The organism is Marinobacter sp., assembly GCF_048269445.1.
In the GTDB taxonomy this organism is placed as follows: domain Bacteria; phylum Pseudomonadota; class Gammaproteobacteria; order Pseudomonadales; family Oleiphilaceae; genus Marinobacter.
In genome coordinates this window covers 144084-168739 of the sequence record NZ_JBLXIQ010000004.1, presented here as the reverse complement: position 1 = coordinate 168739, position 24656 = coordinate 144084, and the positions used below count along the sequence as shown (strand labels likewise).

The 24656-nt window shown below is 57.6% G+C and carries 20 protein-coding genes; 19 read left to right on the top strand and 1 reads right to left on the bottom strand.

Annotated features, from left to right (window positions below; translation table 11 throughout):
* Positions 1 to 29: 29 nt before the first annotated feature.
* From aroC to ACN0XM_RS09790, 8 genes are all read left to right on the top strand, one after another.
* Positions 30 to 1124 carry a chorismate synthase gene (aroC, locus tag ACN0XM_RS09825; RefSeq protein WP_417566758.1) on the top strand — a complete coding sequence of 365 codons (1095 nt, stop codon included), beginning with the start codon at positions 30 to 32 and terminating at the stop codon, positions 1122 to 1124.
* Positions 1125 to 1221: 97 nt separating this feature from the next.
* The gene (locus ACN0XM_RS09820) at positions 1222 to 2127 is read left to right on the top strand and encodes a LysR family transcriptional regulator (protein WP_417566757.1); all 906 of its coding nucleotides are present in this window, start codon (positions 1222 to 1224) and stop codon (positions 2125 to 2127) included.
* A gap of 247 nt (positions 2128 to 2374) precedes the next feature.
* Positions 2375 to 3529, top strand: coding sequence for an ABC transporter substrate-binding protein (locus ACN0XM_RS09815; protein WP_417566756.1), 1155 nt, complete (start codon positions 2375 to 2377; stop codon positions 3527 to 3529).
* An 84-nt stretch (positions 3530 to 3613) separates the two neighbouring features.
* On the top strand, positions 3614 to 4669 hold the full coding sequence (locus ACN0XM_RS09810; RefSeq protein WP_417566755.1) for an ABC transporter ATP-binding protein: 1056 nt from the start codon (positions 3614 to 3616) through the stop codon (positions 4667 to 4669).
* Positions 4666 to 5613: an ABC transporter permease gene (locus ACN0XM_RS09805; protein ID WP_417566754.1), complete on the top strand. Its 948-nt coding sequence runs from the start codon at positions 4666 to 4668 to the stop codon at positions 5611 to 5613. The genes ACN0XM_RS09810 and ACN0XM_RS09805 overlap by 4 nt, the downstream gene beginning before the upstream one ends.
* Entirely contained in the window at positions 5603 to 6415 is an 813-nt protein-coding gene (locus tag ACN0XM_RS09800) for an ABC transporter permease (protein ID WP_099616370.1), read from the top strand. The genes ACN0XM_RS09805 and ACN0XM_RS09800 overlap by 11 nt, the downstream gene beginning before the upstream one ends.
* Before the next feature lie 29 nt (positions 6416 to 6444).
* A complete protein-coding gene (locus tag ACN0XM_RS09795; RefSeq protein WP_417566753.1) occupies positions 6445 to 7920 on the top strand; it encodes a gamma-aminobutyraldehyde dehydrogenase in 1476 nt (491 codons plus the stop codon).
* Positions 7921 to 8146: 226 nt separating this feature from the next.
* Positions 8147 to 9295 (top strand): MFS transporter, encoded by a 1149-nt coding sequence (locus ACN0XM_RS09790; RefSeq protein WP_417567080.1) that lies wholly within the window; start codon positions 8147 to 8149, stop codon positions 9293 to 9295.
* A gap of 3 nt (positions 9296 to 9298) precedes the next feature.
* On the opposite strand, the gene ACN0XM_RS09785 is transcribed toward ACN0XM_RS09790, so the two are convergent.
* Positions 9299 to 10171, bottom strand: coding sequence for a LysR family transcriptional regulator (locus ACN0XM_RS09785; RefSeq protein ID WP_417566752.1), 873 nt, complete (start codon positions 10169 to 10171; stop codon positions 9299 to 9301).
* 420 nt (positions 10172 to 10591) lie between these two features.
* On the opposite strand from ACN0XM_RS09785, the gene leuC reads away from it, so the two are divergent.
* The 11 genes from leuC to folC all read left to right on the top strand — a co-directional run bounded on the left by leuC (position 10592) and on the right by folC (position 24648).
* Complete coding sequence (leuC, locus tag ACN0XM_RS09780; protein WP_417566751.1) at positions 10592 to 12010, top strand: 3-isopropylmalate dehydratase large subunit; 1419 nt, start codon at positions 10592 to 10594, stop codon at positions 12008 to 12010.
* A 16-nt stretch (positions 12011 to 12026) separates the two neighbouring features.
* Complete coding sequence (leuD, locus tag ACN0XM_RS09775; RefSeq protein WP_417566750.1) at positions 12027 to 12674, top strand: 3-isopropylmalate dehydratase small subunit; 648 nt, start codon at positions 12027 to 12029, stop codon at positions 12672 to 12674.
* Positions 12675 to 12806: 132 nt separating this feature from the next.
* Positions 12807 to 13880: a 3-isopropylmalate dehydrogenase gene (gene leuB / locus ACN0XM_RS09770; RefSeq protein ID WP_417566749.1), complete on the top strand. Its 1074-nt coding sequence runs from the start codon at positions 12807 to 12809 to the stop codon at positions 13878 to 13880.
* A 130-nt stretch (positions 13881 to 14010) separates the two neighbouring features.
* Positions 14011 to 15126: an aspartate-semialdehyde dehydrogenase gene (asd, locus tag ACN0XM_RS09765; protein ID WP_417566748.1), complete on the top strand. Its 1116-nt coding sequence runs from the start codon at positions 14011 to 14013 to the stop codon at positions 15124 to 15126.
* Between the two features lie 314 nt (positions 15127 to 15440).
* On the top strand, positions 15441 to 18692 hold the full coding sequence (locus ACN0XM_RS09760; protein WP_417566747.1) for a FimV/HubP family polar landmark protein: 3252 nt from the start codon (positions 15441 to 15443) through the stop codon (positions 18690 to 18692).
* A 106-nt stretch (positions 18693 to 18798) separates the two neighbouring features.
* Positions 18799 to 19707, top strand: a complete 909-nt coding sequence (gene truA / locus ACN0XM_RS09755) for a tRNA pseudouridine(38-40) synthase TruA (RefSeq protein ID WP_417566746.1) — start codon at positions 18799 to 18801, stop codon at positions 19705 to 19707.
* The gene (locus ACN0XM_RS09750) at positions 19704 to 20333 is read left to right on the top strand and encodes a phosphoribosylanthranilate isomerase (RefSeq protein ID WP_417566745.1); all 630 of its coding nucleotides are present in this window, start codon (positions 19704 to 19706) and stop codon (positions 20331 to 20333) included. Before truA ends, ACN0XM_RS09750 begins: the two co-directional genes overlap by 4 nt.
* Positions 20326 to 21534 carry a tryptophan synthase subunit beta gene (trpB, locus tag ACN0XM_RS09745; RefSeq protein WP_417567079.1) on the top strand — a complete coding sequence of 403 codons (1209 nt, stop codon included), beginning with the start codon at positions 20326 to 20328 and terminating at the stop codon, positions 21532 to 21534. Before ACN0XM_RS09750 ends, trpB begins: the two co-directional genes overlap by 8 nt.
* A gap of 19 nt (positions 21535 to 21553) precedes the next feature.
* Entirely contained in the window at positions 21554 to 22366 is an 813-nt protein-coding gene (gene trpA, locus ACN0XM_RS09740) for a tryptophan synthase subunit alpha (RefSeq protein WP_417566744.1), read from the top strand.
* A 46-nt stretch (positions 22367 to 22412) separates the two neighbouring features.
* Complete coding sequence (gene accD / locus ACN0XM_RS09735) at positions 22413 to 23339, top strand: acetyl-CoA carboxylase, carboxyltransferase subunit beta (protein ID WP_417566743.1); 927 nt, start codon at positions 22413 to 22415, stop codon at positions 23337 to 23339.
* Complete coding sequence (gene folC, locus ACN0XM_RS09730) at positions 23323 to 24648, top strand: bifunctional tetrahydrofolate synthase/dihydrofolate synthase (RefSeq protein WP_417566742.1); 1326 nt, start codon at positions 23323 to 23325, stop codon at positions 24646 to 24648. Before accD ends, folC begins: the two co-directional genes overlap by 17 nt.
* Positions 24649 to 24656: the final 8 nt, after the last annotated feature.

Here is a 24656-nt window from a genome sequence, read left to right as displayed (position 1 = left end):
CTTATATAAGCCTAACAAGATACTGAATTATGTCGGGAAATACATTCGGAAAACTGTTTACGGTCACCTCATTCGGCGAGAGTCACGGGGCGGCGCTGGGGTGCATTATCGATGGTTGTCCCCCGGGGCTCGAGCTGTCGGAAGCGGATATGCAACGGGATCTGGATCGCCGCAAGCCGGGCACCTCCCGTCACACGACGCAGCGCCGGGAAGCGGACGAGGTGAAAATTCTGTCCGGGGTTTTTGAAGGTAAAACCACCGGAACGCCGATCGGGCTGATGATTGAAAACACCGATCAGCGGTCCAAGGATTACTCGAAAATATCCGAGCAGTTCCGTCCTGCCCATGCTGATTACACCTACACGCACAAGTATGGTGTTCGGGATTATCGTGGCGGCGGGCGTTCTTCGGCGCGGGAAACGGCCATGCGGGTGGCTGCTGGTGCGGTCGCGCGCAAGTTTCTTGAGCAACGCCTGGGTATCCGTATTCGCGGCTATCTGTCCCAACTTGGCCCGATCAAGGCCGAAAAGCTGGACTGGGACCAGGTGCACCAGAACCCGTTTTTCTGCCCGGACGCAGGAAAGGTTTCCGAGATGGAGGCCTACATGGACGCCCTCCGCAAGGAAGGTGATTCAATCGGTGCGCGGATCAACGTGGTTGCCGAAGGCGTACCTCCCGGGCTCGGTGAGCCGATCTTCGATCGCCTGGATGCGGATCTGGCCCATGCCCTGATGAGTATTAATGCGGTGAAGGGTGTGGAGATTGGCGCCGGCTTTGACTGCATCGAGCAGAAGGGTACCGAACACCGGGATGAAATGACCCCTGAGGGTTTCCTCTCTAACAACGCAGGTGGCGTGCTGGGTGGCATTTCTTCCGGTCAGCCGATTGTTGCGAGTATTGCGCTGAAGCCCACCTCAAGTCTGCGTATACCGGGACGGAGCATTGATGTGCATGGGAATGCCTGTGAGGTGATTACGACCGGGCGACACGATCCCTGTGTCGGTATCCGGGCGACGCCGATTGCCGAGGCGATGATGGCCATTGTTTTGATGGATCATTATTTACGGCATCGGGGGCAGAATGGGGATGTTTCGGTTTCCACCCCGGTTATTGGACAACTCTGATTTCGTTTTAGCTTCGGAGTAGCGGCGTTGGCAAACGGCTGCCCGGCAAAGGGATAACCGTGCCAGTGAATGGCACGGTTCGGTACAGGCCTGTGACATGAGCTTCTCATTTCGGCAGTTGCGCTATTTCGTGGCGGTTTCGGAGATAGGTTCGATTTCTGGCGCTGCAAGGGACCTGTCCGTGTCCCAGTCAACGGTCACCGAAGCAATCAAGGATCTGGAGGCAGACCTGGGGGTGGTGCTTCTGGAGCGTCATTCGCGTGGCATGGGGCTTACCCACAAGGGTCATGCCTTTCTCCGCCATGCCAATCGGATTCTGGCGGAGGTCAGCTACGCCCGGGGCGTGTTTGAAGACCAGGTTCAGGTCTCCGGTACGCTCAATGTCGGCGTGACTTCCATCGTTGCCGGTTACGCCCTGCCGGATTTGCTGGCTCGTTACCGGCGAGCTTTCGGTGCCACCGCGGTGCGGGTAGTGGAGGACGCGCCCGAATACCTGGAGCATTACCTGCTTAGTGGTGAACTGGACGTGGCTATCCTGATCCTTTCGGCCCTGTCTGAACGCGGTGCCCTCAATACCGCGGTGATGGAAACCTCGCCTTTTCGTGCCTGGCTGCCCAATGGGCACCGGCTGTCCGGTTCCGCCGCAGTTTCCCGGGAAGCTCTGCTGGAAGAACGCTTTATTCTCCTCAATACCGACGAGATCCGTCTTGCCACCGCTGAATTATGGACAGCCGCCAGCCGCAAGCCGGGGATGGCCATGCGCACCTCCTCCGTAGAAGCGGTGCGCAGCCTGGTGGCTACCGGGGCCGGGGTATCCGTGCTGCCTGATCTGGTTTACCGCCCCTGGTCCCTGGAGGGCGACCGCATTGACGGCGTGGCGCTGGCCGAGCCGCTGCCGCCGGTAGAAGTTGGGTTGGCCTGGCGCCGTGGCGCCGCAGTCAGCGAGCCGGCCCGTGCATTTATCGATCTGGCCCTGGAGCAACCCTCGTTGCAGCACCGTTAAGGCGCCTGTTCGGGCGACGTGTCACGCCGCTTCCCCAGATTCATCGGAACCCCCGAGATTATTTTCCCTGCCTTGGCTCTGTTACTCGCTGAACTTCTTCGCTTTCGATGATATCGGAAATAACGATATATGTTTTCTGTTTTTATATGTGGCGATATGAGGGGCACTACCTATAATCAGAAAATACATGTTGCAGGACATTCGAAGGGGCCGATAGCGGCCAGCTTTTCCAAGCAGGAGAATAATCATGAAAAATGCTTGCACTACCTTGGTGGCGGCTGCCTTTATGGTGACAACGATGACAGCAGCGGCCGACATGAAAAAGTCGGTTGGTACTGGTGAGGGTCAGGTCAATATTGTGGCCTGGCCGGGTTACATCGAACGGGGTCAGACAGACAAAAGCTATGACTGGGTGACCGGTTTTGAGCGGGAAACCGGCTGTAAGGTTCAGGTCAAGACCGCCAGTACCTCGGACGAGATGGTTGCGCTGATGAACGAGGGCGGTTTTGATCTGGTCACCGCCTCCGGGGATGCCTCCCTGCGCATTATCCTGGGTGACCGGGTTCAGCCCATCAACACCGATTTGATACCCAGTTGGGACACCATCGATGAGCGCCTGAAGGAATCTCCCTGGCACACCGTGGACGGTGTCCACTACGGAGTGCCCTATCAGTGGGGCGCCAATGTGCTGATGTACAATACCGAGACCTTCAAGGACCAGCCACCCACCAGTTGGCGCGTGGTATTTGAAGAAATGGAATTGCCGGATGGCACCTCCAATGTGGGTCGGGTGCAGGCATTCGATGGCGCAATCTACATTGCAGATGCCGCGCTGTATCTGAAGTTTCATCAGCCTGAGTTGGGCATTGACGACCCTTATGAGCTCAACCCGGAGCAGTACAAAGCGGTACTCGATCTGCTGCGAGAGCAGCGCAAACTCGTAGGCCGCTACTGGCACGATGCCTTTGTGCAGATCGATGACTTTACCAATGAGGGCGTGATCGCCTCCTCTGCCTGGCCCTTCCAGGCAAATATCCTCAAGGCCCAGGGTGAGCCTGTGGCTACGGTGATCCCGAAAGAGGGCGCCACCGGCTGGGCGGACACAACCATGATGCACTCCGAAGCCGCCAACCCCAATTGCGCCTACAAGTGGATGGAGCATTCCCTGAACCCGAAACTGCAGGGGGATCTGGCGTCCTGGTTCGGCTCAGTGCCTGTGGTCCTGGAAGCCTGCAAAGACAACGAGTTGCTGGGCGAGAACGGTTGCGAGACTAACGGCCTGCAGAACTTCGAGCGCATCAGCTTCTGGCGTACTCCGGTCTCCAACTGCAGTGACCCTGCCGGTTGTGTCCCTTATTACCGCTGGGTGACTGATTACATCGCCATTCTCGGCGGCCGCTAGAAAAACAGGGCCCGGTATCCGGCAGCACCGCTGTGGTACCGGCGCGGAGAGTTCTTAATGCAACAAAATACGGTGTTTATCTCAATGCCAGAAACTTCCCATCAAGTGTCGCCGAGCCGGGAGGCATCGTCTCCAGTCGCAGTCAGTCTGGCCGGTGTTAGCCGCCACTTCGATGCGGTCAAGGCAGTGGATAAGGTGGATCTGACAGTTCATGAGGGTGAATTCTTCGGCATGCTGGGGCCGTCTGGCTCCGGCAAGACCACCTGCCTGCGGCTGGTGGCAGGCTTTGAACAGCCCACCGCCGGCAATATCATTATCTTCGGGGAGCAGGTAGACGGGGTTCCTCCCTATCGCCGCTCGGTCAATACGGTATTTCAGGATTACGCTCTGTTTCCTCATATGAATGTTGTGGACAACGTTGCCTACGGACTGATGATTCGAGGTGTGGGCAAAAAGGAGCGCCGCCGCCAGGCGGAAGAGATGCTTGAACTGGTGCGGCTTTCGGAGTTCGTCAATCGGGAGCCCGGACAGCTGTCCGGGGGCCAGCGCCAGCGTGTGGCCCTGGCCCGGGCGCTGATCAACCGCCCCAAGGTGCTGCTGCTGGATGAGCCCCTGGGGGCTCTGGACCTGAAGCTGCGGGAGCAGATGCAGGTTGAGCTCAAGTCCCTGCAACGGGAGCTGGGAATTACGTTCGTGTTTGTCACCCATGATCAGGGCGAGGCCCTGTCCATGAGTGACCGGGTGGCAGTGTTCAATGAGGGCCGGGTGGTACAGGTGGGGAGTCCCGTGGATATCTACGAGCGTCCCGAGACCCGTTTTGTTGCTGATTTTGTGGGCTCCTCGAATATCCTGGAGCCGGATTTCTGTGAGCGCATTGGCGCGCCCTCGGGACTTTGGAGTCTGCGCCCCGAAAAGATCCGTCTGGTCCCAGAGGGTCTTACGGATGAAGCGGGCACCATTACTGTCACTGGCGAAGTTCGCCACGTGCAGTACCAGGGTGCTACCCGCCGCTATGTTCTCGCGGTCAAGGGCGCCGAACTGGCCCTGGCGGTGCCGGCTGTGGGCGTCGAGCCCGTGGTGGGCGGGATGGCGCATGCCCGCTGGCATCTGGATGACATGCACGGGATGAAGCAGGTATGAACACCCGGGATGCGAGCCTGACCCTGTTCCGCGGTGGTGTTCTGGGGCGCCTGTCGGATCTGTTCTATCGCCGCCCGGCGATTCTGCTGGCGCTGTTACTGGGCCCGCCTTTGCTCTGGATTGGGGTGGTATACGTGGGCTCGCTACTGGCCCTGCTGGTGCAGAGTTTCTACTCCATCGACGAGTTTTCCGGGCGGATCGTCAGGGAGTTCACTTTCAAAACCTATCTGGAGCTGCTGCGGCCATCGAATCTGGATATTGTGCTGCGCACTGTGCTGATGGCGGCTACAGTGACGGTGGCTTCCGCCATAATCGCTTTCCCCATAGCCTACTATGCGGCTCGCTATGCCCGGGGCTGGGTGAAGGGTCTGTTCTTTATTGCGGTGATGCTGCCACTGTGGTCCAGCTACCTGGTGCGGGTGTACGCATGGAAACTGATCCTGGCCAACGAGGGGGTGCTCAACTGGGGTGTCAGTAAGGTTGGCCTCAGTCCTCTGGTCGAGGCACTGCTGTCGCTGCCGGTCATTGGTGGGCCGTCGCTGACCTTCAGTTATATTGGCACCTTCTTGGTATTCCTGTATCTGTGGCTGCCATTCATGATCCTCCCGATACAGGCAGCCCTGGAGCGGGTACCCGTTTCCATGCTGGATGCCTCCGGTGACCTGGGCGCCCGCCCCGGTCAGACCTTCCGCAAGATCATTTTCCCTCTTGCGCTCCCGGGTATTGTCGCCGGCTCCATTTTCACCTTTTCACTGACACTGGGGGACTATATTGCACCCCAGATCGTCGGGTCGTCACGCCTGTTCATTGGTCAGGCGGTCTATGTTCACCAGGGCACGGCGGGCAACCTGCCCATGGCCGCAGCCTTCTCCATGGTACCTATCGTGGTGATGGCCATCTATCTATGGATTGCCAAACGTATGGGGGCCTTCAATGCGCTTTAACCGTTCCGGTGCACCCCGGCGCCTGAAACTGGCGGCGATCGCGGGTCTGCTGTTTCTGCACCTGCCACTGGTGCTTATTTTTCTCTACGCTTTCACCACGGAAGAAAAAAGCTATCAGTTTCCGCCCCCGGGCTACACCCTGAAATGGTTCTCCGTGGCGTGGGAGCGCCAGGATATCTGGGATGCTTTCATGCTTTCCCTGAAGATTGCCTGCATTGCCACCGGCGCCGCTATTGTGCTGGGAACCCTGGCTGCGGCCGCCGTTGCCCGCACCCGTTTCTTCGGGCGGGAAGCGCTATCGCTTTTGATAATTCTGCCCATTGCGCTGCCAGGCGTGGTGACCGGCATTGCCCTGCGCTCGGCCTTTGACATTGCCAGCATTCCTTTCTCTTTCTGGACCATAGTGCTGGGGCACGCCACCTTCTGTGTGGTGGTGGTCTACAACAATGCCGTCGCGCGCCTGCGGCGAACCTCGCCGTCCTTGCTGGAGGCGTCTCTGGATCTGGGCGCCAACAGCTTCCAGACCTTTCGCCACGTATTACTACCCAATCTGGCCACCGCACTGCTGGCAGGAGGCATGCTCGCCTTTGCCCTGTCCTTTGACGAGGTCATTGTCACCACTTTCACGGCCGGCCAGCAGGAAACCCTGCCTATCTGGATGCTCAGCGAACTGGTGCGCCCAAGGCAACGGCCGGTCACCAACGTGGTGGCAGTATTTGTAGTGATCATAACTTTTCTACCCATTCTGATGGCCTACTACTTCACCCGCGGCAGCGAAACCATCGCCGGCCAAGGCAAGTAGGGCGGGCCGGCGACAACGACGAGGAAACCATGATGTCCAATACAAGCGGTCAGTTCCGGGGACAGTTGCCCCGAGATATCCGGATGCTCATCGGCAACTCGCTGGTGCACGGAGATGGTCCCGAGGAACCCATACTAAACCCGCGTACCGGTACTAAAATCCTGGGGTTGCAGGAGGCCACTGACGAGCAGGTGCACCAGGCTGTGACTGCTGCCCGCAAGGCCTTTTCGGGCTGGTCCCGAAGCACGCCGGGCGAACGTTCCACCTTGCTGCTGCGGCTGGCGGACCGGATTGAGCAGATGAGTGAGGAATTTGCCGCGCTTGAGGCCCTCAACTGCGGCAAGCCTTACCACATCGTGCTGGCAGAGGAGATTCCGGCGGTGGTTGATTGCCTGCGTTACTTCGCCGGGGCCGCGCGCTGCCTGCAGGGCAGTGCGGCTGGTGAATACATGGAAGGTCATACCTCCATGATCCGCCGTGAGGCGGTAGGGGTGGTGGGATCCATCGCGCCCTGGAACTATCCGTTGATGATGGCAGCGTGGAAGATCAGTCCCGCCCTGGCCGCCGGCAACACGGTTGTGCTCAAGCCCTCGGAGCAGACGCCGCTGACTTCCCTGCTGCTGGCCCGGGTGGCCGCGGAAGTGCTGCCTCCGGGGGTGCTGAATATTGTGCTGGGGCGGGGAGAAAGCGTGGGCAATGCCCTGGTAACCCATCCCGAGGTGGACATGGTGTCACTGACCGGGGATATTGCCACCGGCAAGAAGATCCTCACTAACGCCGCAAAGAGCGTCAAGCGGACTCACCTGGAGTTGGGGGGCAAGGCCCCCGTGATTGTCTATGACGATGCCGATCTCGACGCGGTAATTGAGGGGGTGCGTACCTTTGGTTACTTCAATGCCGGCCAGGACTGCACCGCCGCCTGCCGGGTCTACGCCGGTGCCGGCATCTACGATCGGCTGGTAGCAGAGCTGACTGACGCCGCTGCCAGCATCGTCTACGATCGCAGCAATGATGACGAAAACGAGATTCCTCCTCTGATTTCTCAACGCCAGCGGGAGCGGGTGGCCAGTTTTGTGGAACGGGCGGCGGAGCAACCTCATATGGAGGTCACCACCGGCGGAGGCAATGGCAAGCCGGAGAGCCCGGGATTCTACTACCAGCCCACAGTCATTGCCGGCGCCCGCCAGGACGATGAAATCGTGCGGCGTGAGGTCTTCGGTCCTGTTGTTTCTGTGACCCGCTTTGACGAGTCCGATGATGTGGTCGCCTGGGCCAACAACTCGGAATACGGTTTGTCCTCGTCCATCTGGACCAATGATGTCAGCCGCGCCATGGATGTGTCGTCACGACTGCGTTATGGCTGTACCTGGGTTAACTGCCATTTTATGCTGGTCAATGAAATGCCCCATGGTGGCATGAAGCAATCCGGCTACGGTAAAGACATGTCCATGTATTCGCTAGAGGACTACACCACTGTGCGCCATGTGATGATAAAGTACGCCTGACCGCACGGTTCCTCCGCATGGACGCTGATAACTCCTGAGGTCTAACGGCTGGAGTAACACCTCCGGGGGGAGCAGGCCCGCGCAAAAGCGGCCCCGAATGATCCCTTTAGGGCTTGGTAGCGCCATCTCTGGCGCTACACATTTTTGGGCCGTAAGCTGAGCCCCTGACGTCATGGCTTTTCGATAGTCAGGCCATGGCTTTTCGATAGTCTGAAAGAGGTTTGCCATTTACTTTCGACTTTCCAATCTCTATTTCTGGTTTTTCGCCCTTCTTGGCGGGCTCCTCCCTTATTGGTCCCTGTACCTCGAAGGACAGGGATTTTCCTATCTGCAAATTGCCACGCTGATGGCGACAATTCAGCTGACCAAGGTCGTTGCGCCGAGTGTCTGGGGCTGGCTCGGGGACAGGACCGGCCAGCGGGTGCGGCTGGTGCGGTTCGGGGCTATTACCGGTTCGTTGTTCTTTGCCGGGGTGTTTCTGGAACCGGGGTTTTACGGGCTGATGCTGGTGATGCTGGCGTTTACCTTTTTCTGGAATGCCATTCTCCCGCTGTATGAAGTGATCACGCTGCGCACCCTTGGCAAGAACAAGGAGAAGTACGGCAAGGTTCGGCTTTGGGGATCGGTCGGGTTTATCGGGGCCGTGGCGTTGGTGGGTGGTTTGCTTGAGCTTGTGCCGATCGGGAGTCTGCCCTGGCTGCTGTTGCCGGTGTTTGCGGGAATAGCCATATCCGCGTTTTTGTTGCCTGCTGAGCGGGGGGAACGGAAACCAGCGGCGCCGAAGGGCAGTCTCAAGGCGATTATTACTCATCCCGCGGTGGTGACGTTTTTCCTGATGAATTTTCTGCTTCAGGTCTCTCACGGAGCGTACTACACTTTTTTCAGCATTCACCTTGCACAGCACGGTTACGGCAAGCTGGCGATCGGGCTTTTGTGGTCGTTGGGTGTTGTTGCGGAAATTGCGCTGTTTCTGGTTATGCACCGGTTGACCCGGAATTTTACCGTTCGGCAGATTGCAATCGGTGCGCTTATGCTGACGATGATTCGGTGGGTGCTGATTGCCGAGGTGACCGATGTGCTGGCGGTGCTGCTGTTTGCGCAGTTGCTGCACGCTGCTTCCTACGGCGCGCTTCATGCCATTTCGGTTCAATACATCCAGGGCTTTTTCGGAAAGCATCACCATGGCCAGGGGCAGGCGCTGTATAGCGGTCTGACATTTGGCGCCGGTGGTGCACTGGGGGCGTGGCTTTCCGGTTTTCTGGTGGATGGTTTCAGTACGTCCGCGGCATTCTGGGGCGGTGCCGCAGCCATGGCGATTGCGATCGTGATTACCTGGCGCGGCCTTCGGCCGCCGCCGGTCCATGGTGAAGTCTGAAATTCAGGCGCCTTCCTCTTCCTGAACTATTGCCAGTAATGCCTTTGCCGCATTACTCAGCTGCCGGCCCGTGAGGCCTATGCCGCCGAGAACCCGGGAAACGGGCCTGTTTACTTCCAGCACGCGAAGACTGTCGTCGACCATCCGCAGGGGCAGAACGCTCCAGCCAAGGCCTACACTGGTCATCATTTTCAGGGTTTCCAGGTAATTGGTTGGCATCTGAGGGTTCAGGTGAAGGTTGGCTTCCAGGAACAACCGGCTGACTACCCGGTAGGTGGCTGTTGTGGTGTCCGGCAGTAGCGCAGGGTGGTCGGCAAGGTCTGAAAGCGCCGGTTTACTCAGCGCCGCAAGCGGATGCTCAGCTCCTGCCACAAACATCATGGGATCCGGCCATTGGGCGAATACCTGGAAGCTCGGCTCCATGCTATCGCTCAGGGTAACAAAAGCCAGTTCCGCATTTCGTTTGCGCATCTGCTCATAAGCCGCATCGGATTCCATGAATTGCAGATTGATGGAAACCTGCGGGTATTCCCGTTTGAATCGCCGCAGCCAGTTTGGCAAGTGGTGCAGCCCGATGTGGTGGCTGGCAATGATCTGTAGTTCACCTTCCACCTGTCCCGAATCCGGGGAGAGGGCAATCCGGGCATTGTGGATTTCGTCGAGAATTCTACGGGCGTGAGGAAGCAACCGGCTGCCGGCATCGGTCAGCCTGATCTGGCGGTGGCTGCGGTCAATCAGGGTGGTGCCGAGCTGGTTTTCCAGGGAGGCCAGGCGTTTGGAGATCGCCGGCTGTGTCAGGTGCAGGGTTTCTGCGGCCTCTGAGAATGAGCCCTGATCTACGATTGTCAGGAAGGCTTTTAATGCGTTCGAGTCCACGGAAACGGTCCTTTTAGCTTGAAACTTTGGAGGAGGTTGCAGGCAGGGACAGGCTTTCCAAAACACGCCCGTGAATACGTCCCTGTAGGGCTCGGTCGCGCCATCCCTGGCGCTCCACGGTTTTGGAAAGCCTGTCCCTGCCTGCGCCCCGAGCAGTTGAGGAGTCCTCTGAGTTTCGGGGAGTGGATGGGTATAACGGTTTCAAAACCGTTGAGGGCCATGGACGGCCCGAAACGAGCCCACATGGACGTGCTTGTTGGCGTGTTTTGAAACCGTTATACCCATCCGCGACCTTCACCAAAGTATAACCAAAAAGGATGCCAAAGATAAAAAACATGAATTGAGGTTATCCATGCCCAGGCGGTAAGATAGGGACATCGAATCTGATAACCAGAAACCCCCAGAGAGTGAGAGAGAACCATGGCGGGCAAGACCTTATACGACAAATTGTGGGACGATCACCTTGTCAAACAGCGGGACGACGGCTCCGCGCTGATTTACATTGATCGCCAGTTACTGCACGAAGTTACCTCGCCTCAGGCATTTGAAGGCCTGCGGCTGGCCGGGCGGAAGCCGTGGCGGATTGATGCCAACATTGCCACCCCGGATCACAACGTACCGACCACCGACCGTGAACGGGGCGTGGAAGGCATCGTCGACCCGGTCTCCCGGATTCAGGTGGAAACCCTGGATAAGAACTGCGATGAGTTCGGTATTCTTGAATTCAAAATCAAGGATCAGCGCCAGGGCATCGTTCATGTGATCGGGCCAGAGCAGGGTGCGACCTTGCCCGGTATGAGCATTGTTTGTGGCGATTCCCACACCTCGACCCACGGCGCCTTCGGGTGTCTGGCTCACGGTATTGGTACCAGTGAAGTTGAACACGTGCTGGCCACCCAGTGCCTGGTTCAGCAGAAGATGAAGAACATGCTGGTGAAGGTGAATGGCAAGCTTGGGTCGGGCGTGACCGGTAAGGATGTTGTTCTGGCCATTATCAGCAAAATCGGGACCGCTGGCGGAACCGGTCATGCCATCGAGTTTGGTGGTGAGGCTATCCGTGGTTTGAGCATGGAAGGCCGCATGACCATCTGCAATATGTCCATCGAGGCGGGAGCCCGGGTAGGCATGGTTGCAGTGGACGACACCACCATTGAGTACGTGCGCGGCCGCCCGTTTTCGCCGAAAGCCGAGCAGTGGGATGCGGCGGTGGAGTACTGGCGCACACTGCACAGCGACGAAGACGCGGTATTCGACAAGGTGGTTGAGCTGGAAGGTTCAGAGATCCAGCCGCAAGTGAGCTGGGGTACCTCTCCGGAAATGGTCGTCGGGGTTGAGGGCCATGTGCCGGATCCTGAGAAGGAGGCAGATCCCATCAAGCGTGAAGGCATCGTGCGCGCCCTTAAATACATGGGATTAAAGCCGAATATGCCGATCACTGAAATCAAGCTGGATCGGGTGTTTATCGGTTCCTGCACCAATAGTCGGATTGAGGATCTGCGCGAGGCCGCAGCCGTGGTGAAAGGCCGGAAGGTGTCTCCGACCCTGAAGCAGGCCATGGTGGTGCCGGGTTCCGGGCTGGTGAAAGTGCAGGCGGAGCAGGAAGGTCTGGACAAGATCTTTATCGAAGCCGGGCTGGAATGGCGGGATCCAGGGTGCTCCATGTGCCTGGCCATGAACGCGGACAAGCTGGGCCAGGGCGAGCATTGCGCCTCCACTTCAAACCGGAACTTCGAGGGTCGTCAGGGTTTTGGTGGGCGTACCCATCTGGTGAGCCCGGCCATGGCGGCAGCCGCTGCGGTGACTGGCCATTTCGTTGATGTCCGTGAGTTGATGAACTGATCCACAGGAGAGAACCATGCGCGCATTTTCGCAACATCAGGGCGTTGTAGCCCCCATGGACCGTTCCAATGTGGATACGGACATGATTATTCCCAAGCAGTTTCTGAAATCTATCAAACGTACCGGCTTTGGCCCGAACCTGTTTGATGAGCTGCGGTACCTGGACGAAGGCAAGCCGGATCAGGATTGCTCCGAGCGTCCCCCTAATCCGGATTTTGTTCTGAACCAGGACAGATACAAGAATGCGAGTGTGCTCCTGGCGCGCCGCAATTTTGGTTGTGGTTCCAGCCGAGAGCACGCGCCCTGGGCCCTCGAAGATTTCGGTTTCCGGGTGATTATTGCCCCGAGTTTTGCGGATATTTTTTATAACAACTGTTTTAAGAATGGCCTGTTACCTATTGTTCTTCCAGAAGAAGTGGTTGATAAGCTGTTCGGGGAAGTGGAGCAGGGTGAAGGTTATCAGCTATCTGTGGATCTTGAAGCCAGGACGGTGACAACGCCATCTGGTGAGACCTTTAATTTCGAGGTGGATGACTTCCGTCGGCATTGTTTGCTCAATGGCCTGGATGATATTGGCGTCACACTGGAAGAGGCGGATGCTATCAAGGCCTATGAAGACAGCCGCCGTAACACTGCGCCCTGGTTGTTTGGCGCCGGTGGCTGACCTGAGTGTCGGATTACGCGTTCGCTAATCCGACCTGCATGAATGTTCAAAATATAACCGGCAAACATAAGTAGGATTAGCGGCAGGCGTGATCCGACAAGCCGGAACCGAACAAGGAAAAAAGGAAAACAGATGTCCAGAACAGTCTTAATGCTCCCCGGCGACGGCATTGGCCCGGAAATTGTTGCCGAAGCGGAAAAGGTACTCCACAAGATCAACGAACAGTTCAATCTGAGCCTTAACTTCGAATCCGGACTGGTGGGTGGAGCCGCAATTGATGCCACCGACAGCCCGCTGCCGGAGGAGACTCTGGACAAAGCCAGGAAGGCCGACGCCATCCTGCTGGGCGCCGTCGGTGGCCCCCAGTGGGACAGCCTGCCGATGGCCAAGCGTCCTGAAAAGGGTCTGCTCGGATTGCGTTCCAACCTGGAGCTCTTTGCCAATCTGCGCCCGGCTATCCTGTATCCTCAGCTGGCCTCCGCGTCTTCGCTGAAGCCGGAGGTGGTGTCCGGCCTGGATATCATGATTGTCCGGGAACTGACTGGCGGCATCTATTTTGGCCAGCCGCGCGGCGTTCGCGAGCTGGAAAGCGGAGAGCGTCAGGGCTACAACACTTACGCCTATACAGAATCGGAAATTCGTCGCATTGGCCGGGTTGCATTTGAGGCGGCCCAGCAGCGGGGCAAGAAGCTGTGCTCCGTTGATAAGGCGAATGTGCTGGAAGTGACTGTTCTTTGGCGGGAAATCATGAATGATCTGCGTCGGGAATACCCGGATGTGGAGCTGTCCCACATGTACGTGGATAATGCTGCCATGCAGCTGGTTCGTGCGCCCAAGCAGTTCGATGTGATTGTGACTGGCAACATGTTTGGTGATATTCTTTCAGACGAAGCGGCTATGCTGACTGGTTCCATTGGCATGTTGCCCTCGGCGTCGCTGAACTCCGAAAAGCAGGGTATGTATGAGCCCTGCCATGGTTCGGCGCCGGACATTGCCGGTAAGGGCATTGCCAATCCGCTGGCCACTATCCTTAGTGCTGCAATGATGTTGCGGTACAGTCTCAACGAGGAAGCAGCCGCTGAAGCGATTGAAGCAGCAGTCAGCAAGGTTCTGGATCAGGGGCTGCGTACGGCAGACATCATGTCTGAAGATGCGAAGCAGGTCTCGACCCGGGAGATGGGTGAGGCAGTCCTCGCCGCGTTGTAACCAGCGCTTCTGAAGTCAATGTATTCGAGACCCGACGGCAACAGGATGCAGTTGCCGCGGGATCATCCATCCTGTCCCTGCCAGCGATAACGGTAGCGGGTGGGCATAAAACGAGGTCTAAAGATCGCACATGAAGCGAGTTGGACTTGTAGGTTGGCGTGGCATGGTGGGCTCGGTCCTCATGCAGCGCATGCGTGAAGAAAACGATTTCGCCGATATCGAACCGGTCTTTTTCACCACATCCCAGGCTGGCAAGCCGGCACCGGATGTAGGCAAGGAGGGCGTGCCCGCTCTTCAGGATGCGTTCGACGTTGAGATTCTGAAAACCATGGATGTCATCGTGACCTGTCAGGGTGGCGATTACACCGGCGCGGTTTACCAGAAGCTCCGCGACGCAGGCTGGGAAGGTTACTGGATTGACGCTGCATCCACACTCCGGATGGTAGACCATTCGGTGATTGTTCTGGATCCAGTTAATCGTAACGTGATCGATGCCGCTCTGGACAAGGGCGTCAAGGATTACATTGGCGGCAACTGTACCGTCAGCCTGATGATGCTGGCGCTTGGCGGCCTGCTTGAGCAGGACCTGATCGAGTGGGTTTCCCCCATGACCTATCAGGCAGCATCCGGCTCCGGCGCGCAGAACATGCGTGAATTGTTGAACCAGATGGGAGAGCTCAACAACAGCGTGAAAACCGAGCTGGGTGATCCGTCTTCCGCAATCCTCGAGATTGACAGGAAGGTCACTGAAACCATGCGCTCGGACGGTTTCCCGACCGAGCACTTCGAGGTGCCCCTGGCTGGCAGTCTGATTCCGTTTATCGACAAACAACTCGATAATGGTATGAGCAAGGAAGAGTGGAAAGCCGGTGTCGAGACCAATAAGATACTCGGCCGCTCCGACAATCCAATTCCCATTGATGGTATTTGCGTGCGGATCGGCGCCATGCGCTCCCACAGTCAGGCTCTGACCATCAAGCTGAAGAAGGATTTGCCGGTTTCGGAAATCGAATCGATCCTGGCCAAGGCCAACGATTGGGTGAAAGTGATCCCCAATGATCGCGATGCGACCATTGAGGAGCTGACCCCGGCCAAGGTTACCGGCACCTTGAGTGTGCCGATTGGCCGAATCCGCAAGTTGGCGATGGGCCCGGAGTATATATCGGCGTTCACGGTTGGTGATCAGCTGCTTTGGGGCGCTGCCGAACCGCTGCGCCGCATGCTCCGAATCCTTCAGGAGCGTTAAGAATTGTTACACAGAGGCAATAAATGCCAACTGTGTCCGGTTTCAGTAAACCGGTGAGGGGGCGGAGGCTGATTTCAGCCTCCGCCCCTGTTATTTTCAAGAGCGCTAGGCAGTTCCGCGCGATTGATAAAAAAATGGTGCAAGGATTGCGGCTGATCGATTGATAAAAGAGGTTTTATCAACAATACTTGCCGGGCTGAATATTAAAAAGAACACATAATAACTAGAACTATCCAGACGGAAGTCATCCAACCTCGTCCCATTCTGTTTGAAAAAGAGCAGTAACGAATAACGGAGACTGGAAAGGAAAAAGCATGAAGGTACGCAAGCTTGCGGTTGCCCTGGCTCTGGCGGGAGGGCTTGGATCCGGCGTCGCACAGGCCCTTGGGCTGGGTGAAATTGAACTTCAGTCCTATCTGAATGAGCCACTGGATGCAGAGATCGTTCTGCCCCAGAGCCGTGGCATTAATCCAGGGGACGTATTCGTCAACATTGCTTCGGAACAGGCGTACGAGCGGGTGGGGCTGGATCGCAACCAGTTTCTCAGCAAGCTCAGGTTCCAGGTGGTAACCCGAAACGACGGCAGCCTCGCCGTCAACGTGTCCTCGCGTGAGCCTTTGAGAGAGCCGTACCTCAATTTCCTGTTGGAAATGACGTGGCCGAGCGGTCGATTGATGCGTGAATACGCAGTCCTCGTTGACCCGCCCGTGTATGCAGAGGAATCGGGCGTGCAGGAGCAGCTTAACGTTCCAGCGGCGGCTTCCACCGAAACATCCCGGCAGCCAGCAGCAACCCGCAGCCAGGAGTCTTTGCGTCGCCAATCGCAGGCAGAGCAGTCGCTGGGTGCGGGATATCAGGCGAATACCTTCGGGCCAACCGGGCCATCCGATACCTTGTGGACTATTGCCTCCCGCGTACGGCCTGATGACAGCGTCTCCATGCAGCAGGTCATGCTTGCAATACAGGACCTGAATCCCGATGCCTTCATCAGCGACAACATCAACCGCCTGAAGCGCGGCGAAGTGCTCCGCATACCTTCAATTGACCAGATTCAGAGCCGGACGCGCGCTCAGGCAACCCGTATCGTCGGCCAGCAGAACCAGGAATTTCAGTCTCCCCAGCGTACTGTTGATGCAACTGCCGCCCAGCAGCAACAGCAGCCTGTGGCCCAGGAGTCGGCTGCGGGTGGTGACGAGCTGAAACTTGTTGTCTCCGGGGAAGCCGGTCGAGACACCTCCGAGGGCGGCTCGGCCGGTGGCGATGGGCAGCTGCCTGGCGGAGCTGACGCCGGTACTGCCGTTGCGATGGAAGAACTGGAAAGCGCAAGGCGGGAAAATACAGAACTGAACAGTCGGGTAGAAGATCTTCAGGACCAGGTTCAGACACTCCAGCGTCTGCTTGAATTGAAAAATACCCAGCTTGCTGAGATGCAGCAGGCAAGCGGGGCTGACGCTCCGGAGCAGGCTACTTCAGGTGAGACCGAGGAAGCCGAAGCTGCGGCGACTGAGGGCGCAACACCCCAGGAAGAAACCGCCGGTGCGGATGAAGTTGTGACAGGAGAGGGTGAATCCACCGTGCCTGGAGAGCAGGCCGGGCCCGTTTCGGAAACCGCTGAAATGGCTGCGACCGAAAAGACGCCGGAAGAAATGGCTGCAGGGTCTGCCTTACCATCCGGTGAGCAGACCATCGCGGAGGCCGGTGAAGGTTCGGGGGACACTGCGGTCACGGGCACAGATGAATCCGGGATGGCCGTTCCTGACGCCACTTCTGAGGAAGCGAGTAGAGACGTAGCCGAGCCAGTTCCGGCGGCCTCTGAGCCTTCGCAGGCAGCAGAGCCGGCACCAAAGTCTGCGCCCCAGGCCCCTGCTGCAGATAAGGGCTTCCCGGGTAATGTTATTGATGCGATCACCAACAACCCGATGTACCAAATTGCTCTTGGGGGTGGCCTGATCGTTCTCCTGTTGCTGCTGCTACTTCTTGCCCGCCGCAATGCGAACCGTGAAAAGGCATTCTACGAACAGCTGAACAGCGAACCGGAGGAGGGTGCCGATTCATTTGACCTGAGCCTGGATGAGGACGATCAGGGGGCAGCGACTAGTGATGCCCTTGAGGAAGCAGATACCTACATTGCCTATGGCCGTCACGATCAGGCAGCGCAGACGCTTGAAACGGCAATTTCTCGCGAGCCGAGCCGCGCTGACCTCCGCCTGAAGTTGTTGGGTGTCTATGCCGACACGCAGGATCGTGAGTCCTTTGAAAAGCAGTTTGGTGAGATCGAGTCACTGGATGATGAAGAAGCTCTGATAACAGCAAATGAGTTGCGGGCGAGACTCGAAGAAGCGGAGTCCATGCCCAGCATTGATGACCTTGAATCACAGCTGCGCTCAGACTCTTTCGCCGCCTCTTACGATTCCGAAAAAGAGGCGTATGGAAACTCCGGGCATGATGAAGACAAGCCGGCATCAGAAGAGCTCTTGGCGGATCAGTTCGACTCGGAGCAGGAAGAGCCTGCGGAAAACGAGTTCGGTGACTTCGATTCAGATCTTGAAGACTTTGACCTGAATGAGTTTGAAAAACCGGAAGCATCAGAATCTGAAGATCCGAAAGCCGAAAGCAAGGACGATCTGATCGAATTTGACCTGTCGGGCATTGAGGTTGAATCCGGAGAAGGAAAGGCTGGGTCGGAAGGAACTCCTGAGGCTGAGAAATCCGGTGAGTGGGATATGTCATCAGAGTTCGAGATGGATCTTGATGAATCCTCCGACACTGAAACCAGGCCGGATGAAATTGAAGAAGACCTGAGTCTGGAGCTCGACGAAAGTGATGTGGAAGCTGAGGCGCCAGCGAGCGAGTCAGGCGGGGTCGATGATGAAGTCGACCGGCCTGAAGAAGATTCAGAAACAGATCTTGGTTCTCTGGACGAGTCCTTCCTTGATGAGCTTGATGCCGAGCTCGACAAGGTTGCCGGTGAAGAGGACGAGCTGGGCGGCAGCGAGATGGAAGAATCCTCCCTGGATGACCTTGAGCTGGATGTGTCGGATGAAGACCTGGCGCTGATGGAAGAGTTCTCTGATTCCGCGGATTCGGCAAATCGAGATGAGGAAGAAGTTGCTTCCCTGGATGAGGAGCTGGGCCTTGAGGATACCCTCGCAGAAGGCGATGGTCTCGGGGATGCGGAAGAAGCCGGTCCTGAAGAGACAGTTGAGGGGGGCGAGGAGCTTGAGCGGCAGGGTGTTGCAGACGGCCTTGAAGACCAGGAACTCGAGGCGGATGTCGATCAGGCATCGGATGTAGATCTGGACTTGCCGGTTGCATCCGACGAGGTTGCCGAAGAGTCCTCCCGTTCCTCCATTGTTGCTGATATTGACGAAAGTGATCTTGGGGATGACGACGACTTTGATTTCCTCGCCGGCACCGATGAGGCTGCCACCAAGCTAGACCTTGCGCGGGCCTATATCGAGATGGGTGACGCTGATGGCGCCAGGGACATCCTTGAAGAGGTTGCCCTGGAAGGCGACGAAGATCAGAAAGTGGAGGCTCAAGATCTCCTTAAAAATCTGTCCTGATTCGTTATAATCAGATCTGACAGGCAGCGAGCGCCGGCCGCCGGGTTGATTCCTGGCATCAAGCCGGCGCTTTGTTTTTACAGAAACATATCTTCCGGATTCGCCCTTGTTTCTCGAAACCCAGCAACTCACCACGGATAACGCCATCGGTGCAGGGCGCGTCGCACTTGCGTTTGAGTACGATGGTCGCCGGTTCCACGGCTGGCAGCTCCAGAAATCCGGCGTTCGGTCGGTCGAAGCGGAACTGACTAACGCGGTCGCAAAAGTGGCCGATCACCCGGTGGATCTGGTTTGTGCCGGGCGCACAGATGCGGGTGTCCACGCCAGTTACCAGGTTGCTCATTTCGATACCCCTTCTGTTCGGAATCTCCGGTCCTGGGTAATGGGCATCAATACCGCCTTGCCTGATGATATTGCCGTGCACTGGGCCGGGAATGGCGAGGGCGATTTCCACGCCCGTTTTTCAGCCACGTATCGCCGCTATCGCTACATCATCTACAACCACCCGGTCCGCCCCGGTATTCAGCGGGGGCAGGTGAGCTGGACGTTCCGTCCTCTCGATACCGGGCGAATGCATGAGGCGGCACAGGCCCTCGCTGGTGAGCACGATTTTTCGTCATTCCGTGCTGCCGGTTGCCAGTCCCGAACGCCGGTCCGTTTCCTGGAGAGGATCTCGGTAACCCGGAAACGCAATTTTGTCGTAATAGATGTGCAGGCCAACGCTTTTTTGCATCACATGGTGCGGAATATTGCCGGGGCGTTGATGGCGGTGGGTTCAGGGAAGCAGTCAGTCGAGTGGATCCATGAGATACTGGCTGCCAAAGACCGGACTGTCGCCGGTGTTACCGCGCCTCCCCATGGTCTGTATCTGGTTGATGTGGGTTATCCCGAGGAATTTCGGTTGCCTGCTGCCGAGTGTGGGCCCGGCTTTTTGAGTCCTTGGTTCAGTCGGGCGGAAAACAGCCCTGTTACGCCTACACACATCCATCCAAAACAACGGGTTCTGAGCCAATGAGCGCACGCGTAAAGATATGCGGCCTGACTCGTCCTGAGGACGTTGATGCGGCGGTGGAGTGCGGCGCAGACGCTTTGGGGTTTGTCTTTTATGGGCCAAGCCCCCGGGCAGTCAATGCGGATCAAGCTGCGGCTCTGGTTCGTCGTGTCCCCGCGTTCGTGTCCGTTGTCGGCCTGTTTGTGAATCCCTCCAGGCAGGAAGTCGAGGCGGTGCTCGACAAGGTGCCGCTGGACCTTCTGCAGTTTCATGGCGATGAAACTGCTGCTTTCTGCTTGGGATTCGGGCGCCGGTGGATCAAAGCTATCCGGGTTCGGGAGCCCGGTCAGATTGAGTGCGCTTTCGAGGAGTTCCGGGATTCCGCCGGTTTGCTGGTGGATGCCTGGGATCCGGAAAAATACGGCGGTACCGGCAAGGCCTTCAACTGGGGTCTGATACCGGAGGACCGGCCACTGCCGCTGATATTGGCCGGCGGGTTGTCATCTGCTAACGTATTTGCCGCGGTAAACCAGGTAAAACCCTGGGCGGTGGATGTCAGCGGCGGTGTCGAACAGAGCAAAGGCATCAAGGATACCCAGAAAATTTCTCATTTTATCAAAGAGGTTCACCGTGTCTGTAAAACTGACTGAAGAAATGCTGAGCGCACTGCCGGACGCACGGGGTCACTTCGGGGCCTTCGGTGGGCGGTTTGTTTCCGAGACTCTGATGGATTCCCTGATGACGCTCGAGAAAGAATATAACCGCCTTAAGAAAGATCCTGAGTTTCAGGCGCGGTTCGATAAGGAACTGGCGGATTACGTTGGCCGGCCCACGCCTCTTTACTTTGCCGAGCGGCTGACCCGGGAGACTGGCGGCGCGCAGATCTGGCTCAAGCGTGAAGATCTTTGCCACACCGGCGCCCACAAGGTGAACAACACTATTGGCCAGGCGCTACTCGCCAGTTTCCTGGGCAAAAAACGAATTATTGCAGAGACCGGTGCCGGCCAGCACGGTGTTGCAACTGCAACGGTTTGCGCCCGCCTGGGCCTGGAATGTCATGTATTTATGGGTGCCGAGGATGTGCAGCGTCAGTCTCTGAACGTCTTCCGGATGAAACTGCTGGGCGCCCAGGTCCATGCCGTCCAGAGTGGCTCTAAAACGCTGAAGGATGCCATGAACGATGCCATGCGGGATTGGGTCGCGCACGTTGATGAGACCTTTTACATCATCGGCACGGTAGCCGGACCGCACCCCTATCCGATGCTGGTTCGGGATTTCCAGTCGGTAATCGGTCGGGAAACCCGTCGTCAGTGTCTTGAGAAAACCGGTAAATTGCCAGACGCGCTGGTGGCCTGTGTTGGCGGTGGTTCAAATGCGATAGGCATGTTCTATCCGTTCCTCGCGGATGAATCCGTGGAGCTGTATGGCGTTGAAGCCGGTGGCCTGGGCATTGACACCGGAAAGCACGCAGCGCCTCTCTGCGCTGGTCGTCCGGGCGTGCTGCATGGTAACCGAACTTACCTGATGGAAGACGAGAACGGCCAGATTGCAGCTACCCATTCCGTCAGTGCCGGCCTGGATTACCCTGGAGTGGGGCCGGAGCATAGCTGGCTGAAAGATATTGGCCGGGCCCATTACGTATCGGTCACTGACGATGAAGCCATGGAAGGTTTCCGGAAACTGACCCGTGTTGAAGGCATCATGCCCGCTTTGGAAACCGCCCACGCGGTGGCCTACGCCATCAAACTGGCAGCAACCATGGACAAAGACCAGACCGTGGTCATCAATGTCTCCGGTCGCGGCGACAAGGACATCAACACCGTAGCCAAGCTTGAAGGCATCGAGATCTGAAAAATCAACAGGAGCAGGCATGAGCCGAATCGAAGGGGTTTTCAAAACCCTCAAAGGACAAGGTCGCAAGGCACTTATTCCCTACATTACCGCCGGTGACCCGCATCCCGATGTCACGGTAGATCTGATGCATACCCTGGTGGCGGCTGGCGCTGACATTATTGAACTGGGGGTACCATTCTCAGACCCGATGGCAGACGGCCCCGTTATTCAGCTGGCCTGCGAGCGGGCACTGGAGCACGGAACCTCCCTCCGGCAGGTTATCGGCATGGTCAAGGCGTTCCGCAAGACCGACGACAGTACCCCGGTGGTTTTGATGGGGTACCTGAACCCCATGGAGGCCATGGGCTATGAAAAGTTCGCTGATGCGGCCAAGGATGCCGGTGTGGATGGCATCCTGACGGTCGATTTGCCGCCGGAAGAGGCCGACGAGGTGGCTCCTTTGTTTACCGAGCGCAACCTGGACGCTATCTTCTTGCTGGCACCAACCACCACCGATGACCGAATTCGGGCAATCAGTGAGCACTCTTCCGGTTATGTGTACTATGTTTCAATCAAGGGTGTGACAGGCTCTGCCACAATTAACGTGGACGAGGTTGCCGCAAAAGTGAACCACATTCACGAACTGACAGCGCTTCCCGTGGGCGTCGGCTTCGGTATCCGGGATGCGGAAACGGCTGCTGCGGTGGGTCGGGTATCCGATGGTGTAATTGTTGGCAGTGTCCTGGTCGATACAATAGCCAGAAATCAGGCAGATACCGGCCAGCTCAAACGAGCGTTGACGGATCTGCTCCACCCGATGCGTGAAGCACTGGACAGCCTGGCCTCCTGATTTAAAGGGGTGAGGGCAGACAGGCATCAAAGGACAGGATGAAATCATGAGTAACTGGCTGGACAAGATCATGCCGAGCAAGATTCGCTCGGAATCCAAGCAGAGAACCGGTGTGCCGGAGGGGCTATGGAAGAAATGCCCGAAATGCGGCGCATTTCTCTACAAGCCGGAGCTTGAGAAGAACCTCGATGTTTGCCCCAAATGTAATCACCACATGAGGGTTGCCGCCCGTCGGCGCCTGGATGTATTCCTTGACGAAGACGGCCGGGAAGAGATTTCGGCAGAACTTGAGCCATGGGATCGCATGAAGTTCAAGGATACCAAGCGATACAAGGACCGTCTGTCCCAGGCCCAGAAAGCGACGGGAGAGAAGGATGCTCTGATTGCGATGAGGGGGACCACCCTGGGTGTTCCGCTCGTTGCCTGCTCCTTTGAGTTCGGTTTCCTGGGTGGCTCCATGGGTCAGGTGGTGGGCGAGAAATTCGTCCAGGCGGCGAACGTTGCCCTGGAGCACCGCATCCCTCTCGTCTGCTTCTCCGCCAGTGGCGGCGCACGAATGCAGGAAGCGATTCTGTCATTGATGCAGATGTCCAAGACCGCGGCGGTTCTGGAGCGTATGAAGCAGGAAGGAATTCCTTATATTTCGGTCATGACGGACCCTGTCTTCGGCGGCGTTTCCGCCAGTCTGGCGATGCTGGGCGATCTGAACATCGCCGAACCCAACGCACTGATTGGCTTTGCAGGGCCGCGGGTCATTGAGCAAACGGTTCGTGAAAAGCTGCCTGAAGGATTCCAGCGCAGTGAGTTCCTGCTGGAGCATGGCGCAATCGACATGATCCTCCACCGTCACCAGATGCGGGAGCGGATTGCCCACGTTCTCGCCAAGTTCACCGGTCAGGAGCGTCCAGGCACGGAAGAGCCTATCGAGTTTGAAGTGTCAGAAAAGCCGGAAGCCGATGCCCCCACCGAGTAATGGCTCTGTCCAGCCTCCGGCTTCGCCGGGGGCTGGCGCCACCGTCGACCAGTGGCTCACCTACCTCGAGGCGATACACCCCACCGAAATTGACCTGGGACTTGATCGGGTCCTGATTGTGCTTCGACGGCTTTTTCGGCGCAAACCGGAGGCACGTATCATCACTGTCGCCGGTACCAACGGCAAGGGCAGTGCGGTTGCGGTTGTTGAGGCACTGTTGCAGGCTGCGGGGCGCCGCACCGGAGCCTACACATCACCTCACCTTCAGGCCTACAACGAGCGTGTTCGCCTGGACCGTATAGATATCGCGGATGAGGAGTTGGTTAAGGCATTTGAGGCGGTCGAGGCAGCCCGGGGAAAGGTCTCTTTGACCTATTTCGAATTTGGGACTCTGGCGGCATTCGTGGCTTTCGCCAATGCAGGTGTGGATCACTGGATTCTGGAGGTCGGTCTGGGTGGGCGACTGGATGCGGTTAATGTCCTGGATGCCGATTTGGCCATACTGACATCGGTGGACATTGATCACGTTGCCTTTCTCGGAGATAACCGGGAGGTGATCGGCTTTGAAAAGGCCGGCGTACTCAGGCCGGGTATTCCCGCTGTTTATGCCGACCATGATCCACCCCGTTCTGTGCTGCAGCAGGTTGCCGCGCAGAAAGTCAAGCTTGCACTGATGGATCGGGATTATCATCTGTCACCGCAGATCGACGACAAGGGCCCGAATTCCGGCCAGACTCTGGAATATGCGGGGCAGCAAATTCGCTTGCCCGCTGGTCCATTGCCGGTCAAGAGCGTCGCGGCGGCAGTGGTGGCCATTCGAAATCTTGAGCCGGATCTGGATATTCCAACGATCGAAAGGGCGCTATCCACCGTGAGTGTCCCCGGACGATTCGAGCGGCTTGGGAAGGGGCCGGATATCTTTGTTGATGTGGGCCACAATCCCCATGCTGCTGGCTGGCTGGCCGGCCAGTTGGAGCGGTTGAAATCGCCGGGTAAAGAGGTTCACGCCGTTTATGCAGCGCTGGCCGACAAGGATGTTGAAGGCGTTGGCAGAGCGATGGCAAGAGCGGTGGATCACTGGTACCTGGCAGGACTTGATGTGCCCAGGGGGCTATCCGGTGAGGCCCTTAAAAACCGGGTGGCAACTACTGGGCTGACATCTGTGAGTATCTCCGAAACCGTCCTGCAGGCGTTGGGTAAAGCGTTGTCGAGTGCGTCAGCGGATGATCTGGTGGTGGTATTCGGTTCGTTCTATACCGTCGCACAGGCCCGGGACTTTCTGCTTCGCAAAAATGAGTCCATGGGCTGACCTGGTCG

Excerpts from the sequence above, each read along its gene's own strand:
- trpA (WP_417566744.1), top strand. The coding sequence starts at position 21,554 with ATGAGCCGAATCGAAGGGGTTTTCAAAACCCTCAAAGGACAAGGTCGC.
- leuD (WP_417566750.1), top strand. The coding sequence starts at position 12,027 with ATGCGCGCATTTTCGCAACATCAGGGCGTTGTAGCCCCCATGGACCGT.
- ACN0XM_RS09810 (WP_417566755.1), top strand. The coding sequence starts at position 3,614 with ATGCCAGAAACTTCCCATCAAGTGTCGCCGAGCCGGGAGGCATCGTCT.
- leuB (WP_417566749.1), top strand. The coding sequence starts at position 12,807 with ATGTCCAGAACAGTCTTAATGCTCCCCGGCGACGGCATTGGCCCGGAA.
- ACN0XM_RS09750 (WP_417566745.1), top strand. The coding sequence starts at position 19,704 with ATGAGCGCACGCGTAAAGATATGCGGCCTGACTCGTCCTGAGGACGTT.
- ACN0XM_RS09805 (WP_417566754.1), top strand. The coding sequence starts at position 4,666 with ATGAACACCCGGGATGCGAGCCTGACCCTGTTCCGCGGTGGTGTTCTG.
- ACN0XM_RS09795 (WP_417566753.1), top strand. The coding sequence starts at position 6,445 with ATGATGTCCAATACAAGCGGTCAGTTCCGGGGACAGTTGCCCCGAGAT.
- folC (WP_417566742.1), top strand. The coding sequence starts at position 23,323 with ATGCCCCCACCGAGTAATGGCTCTGTCCAGCCTCCGGCTTCGCCGGGG.
- leuC (WP_417566751.1), top strand. The coding sequence starts at position 10,592 with ATGGCGGGCAAGACCTTATACGACAAATTGTGGGACGATCACCTTGTC.
- ACN0XM_RS09800 (WP_099616370.1), top strand. The coding sequence starts at position 5,603 with ATGCGCTTTAACCGTTCCGGTGCACCCCGGCGCCTGAAACTGGCGGCG.
- accD (WP_417566743.1), top strand. The coding sequence starts at position 22,413 with ATGAGTAACTGGCTGGACAAGATCATGCCGAGCAAGATTCGCTCGGAA.
- ACN0XM_RS09820 (WP_417566757.1), top strand. The coding sequence starts at position 1,222 with ATGAGCTTCTCATTTCGGCAGTTGCGCTATTTCGTGGCGGTTTCGGAG.
- asd (WP_417566748.1), top strand. The coding sequence starts at position 14,011 with ATGAAGCGAGTTGGACTTGTAGGTTGGCGTGGCATGGTGGGCTCGGTC.
- aroC (WP_417566758.1), top strand. The coding sequence starts at position 30 with ATGTCGGGAAATACATTCGGAAAACTGTTTACGGTCACCTCATTCGGC.
- ACN0XM_RS09815 (WP_417566756.1), top strand. The coding sequence starts at position 2,375 with ATGAAAAATGCTTGCACTACCTTGGTGGCGGCTGCCTTTATGGTGACA.
- ACN0XM_RS09760 (WP_417566747.1), top strand. The coding sequence starts at position 15,441 with ATGAAGGTACGCAAGCTTGCGGTTGCCCTGGCTCTGGCGGGAGGGCTT.